The organism is Desulfobaculum sp., from assembly GCF_054921475.1.
In genome coordinates this window covers 1-2,532 of record NZ_JBUDSW010000372.1, presented here as the reverse complement: position 1 = coordinate 2,532, position 2,532 = coordinate 1, and the positions used below count along the sequence as shown (strand labels likewise).

Genomic DNA, 2,532 nt, shown 5'->3' with positions numbered 1-2,532 from the left:
ACGGACGCGGAGAAGGCGGAAGGCTTTCGCACGGCGCTGAGTTGGGTGTTTGTCGCCTCCTTGGCGCTTTTTCCTTTTGGACATTCCTTTCGTGAGGCGGGCCCAATTCTGTGCGGCGTGCTCCTTGCCTGCTATTACCGCTATGGCTATGCGGACTCCAACCTTGCACGTTTTGGTGGCAAGTGGCTGTTTGCGCTCTTTTACGCCTTTGTTGCCGGAAACGTTCTGTGGTCCATCAATATCCCCCACAGCTGGGACTATGTGCGCCCCAATCTGTGGCAGGGCTTTTTGCTTCCCTTTATTGGTATGGAAGTGGTGCGCAGCGTCCGCGACCTGCGGCGCGTGGTTGTGGCGTGCTGTTTGGCGGTGTGCGTTCAGGGGCTGGACGGCGTGTGGCAGTTTTTCACCGGCGCCGACCTTATCAAGGGCGATCCCATCATGAGTGGGCGTTTGACGGGGTCCATGAGTACCTACCGCGTGGGGAATTATATGGGCATTGCGCTCTTGCCTGCGTGCGGATTTTGGGCGCTTTTGGCTGCGCCGCGCTCCGCGTGGGGGCGTGCAGGATTGACGGCGCTGGTGCTTGCTCCGGCGCTCTTTCTGTGGGTGTTTGCCAAGACGCGCAGCGGGTGGTTGGCGTTCTCCGGTGGGCTGTTCCTGCTGTGGGTGGCCGTGCTCGGCCGCTTTGCATGGTATAAGGTGCTTATTCCGGCAGCAGGGGCTGTGGCGCTTGTGCTGTTTGGCCCTCAGCGCGCGAGTCTTGAGACCGCCATGCAGGATGGGCGCGTGGAGATTTGGCGCATTGCGTGGAAGATTTTTGAGTCCCACCCCTTTATCGGGGCCGGAGCCTCAACCTTTGGCCCCGGACGCGACGCCCTTGGGCTGGAGCTTGTCCGCAACCCCCATGACATTCCGCACCCGCACAACATCTATCTGCAGTTTCTTTCCGACGGCGGCGTGCTGGGCCTACTCATCGGCTGCGCGTTTCTCTTTGGGCTGGCGTGGTGGGCGTGGCGCATTATCCGGCGCGGCATTTGGAACGGACGGCAGGGGCAGCGCGTCTTTTGGACGCTGGCGGCCTTTGTGTGGGCCGGGTACATGGGCTATCTCATTACCGGTATGACTGGGCATAATTTTTACAGATCGTGGTGGCTGGCGCAGGGCATGGGCCTGCTTGGCGTGACACTCGGCGCCTGTGTGGCCGGGCGGCGACGCGATACGGCGTAAGCACAGCGAGGACCACGAGACGTACAAAGGGCGGCTCCGCAGAAAGCGGGGCCGCCCTTTTGCATGAAAAACGTTGCGCGTGATTAGGACGCGGCCATGGCGGCGTCAATGGCGCGCTGCATGTCGTCCTTGAAGCGTTGCGGACCGAAGGCTTCAGCGTGGGCGCGGATGGCGCTGGCGGAATAGGCCTCAAGGGTCTCTTCAAATGCGGTGATGGCTGCAAGCAAAGCGTCTTCGGTTTGCTCGTTGAAAAAGCGGCCGGTGACGCCGTCCTTGACGGTCTCCAATGCACCCCCCTGCCCAAAGGCGAGAACCGGAGCGCCGGAGGCCATGGCTTCCACGGGGACGATGCCGAAGTCCTCCTTGCCCGGAAAGAGCAGGGCGCGGCACCGGGACATGTGGTCCTTGATGACGGAGAACGGTTGGCGGCCCATGATGGTGACGCTTGGGCCAGCCATGGTTTTGAGGTCCTCAAGTTGCTCGCCGCCGCCGATGACGACAAGGCGCTTTCCGGTGCGCGAGCAGGCGCGTACGGCAAGGTCGGCGCGTTTGTAGCCGACGAGTTCGCCCACCATAAGGTAGAAGTCCTCGCGCGGGGCGTCGTGGGTGAAGGCGTCCACTTCCACAGGCGGGTGCACCACGGTGGCGCTGCGGCGGTAGTGTTTGTGAATGCGGCGTTTTACAAAGGCGGAATTGGCGACAAATTCGTCCACCCGGTCCGCGCTGAGTCTGTCCCACATGCGCAGGTAGTGCATGAGCGGGGCAATGAGGGCGCGCTTGAGCGTGCCTGCGGATTCAATATAGTCGTGATACATGTCCCACACATAGCGCATGGGGGAATGACAGTAGCACACATGTGTGGTGTCCGGGCCGGTGATGACGCCCTTGGCCGGGCCGGATTCGCTGGAGATGACGAGGTCATACCCGCGCAGGTCCAGCTGTTCAAGGGCCAGCGGCATAAGGGGCAGGGCGTATTGGTACCATTTGGCGATGCGCGGCAGGCGCCCAATGAAAGAGGTCTGCACGCGGCGCGCGTTGATGGTGTCCGGCATGGCGCCGGGTACATGGACGTGCGTAAAGATGTCCGCCTGCGGGTACATCTCGCACAGGGCTTCCAGCACGCGTTCGCCGCCCCTTCTGTTCACGAGCCAATAATGGACGAGGGCAACCTTCATGGTGGTCCTTGGAGGAAGAGGTGAAAGGGCTAGTAGGCGCCGTCGCCGTCAAGCACCACGCGGAAGGTGCGGGTTAGGATGTGGATGTCCATCCAGACCGACCAACTGCGGGTGTAGTACATGTCCAGCC

2 protein-coding genes are annotated in these 2,532 nt (G+C 61.9%); one reads left to right on the top strand and one right to left on the bottom strand.

What is annotated here, in order from left to right:
• Positions 1-1,227, top strand: a 1,227-nt coding sequence (locus tag ACY69P_RS16075) for an O-antigen ligase family protein (RefSeq protein WP_462328213.1), incomplete at its 5' end; no start/stop codon positions are given.
• Positions 1,228-1,310: 83 nt separating this feature from the next.
• On the opposite strand, the gene ACY69P_RS16070 is transcribed toward ACY69P_RS16075, so the two are convergent.
• On the bottom strand, positions 1,311-2,402 hold the full coding sequence (locus ACY69P_RS16070) for a glycosyltransferase (protein ID WP_462328212.1): 1,092 nt from the start codon (positions 2,400-2,402) through the stop codon (positions 1,311-1,313).
• Positions 2,403-2,532 lie beyond the last annotated feature (130 nt).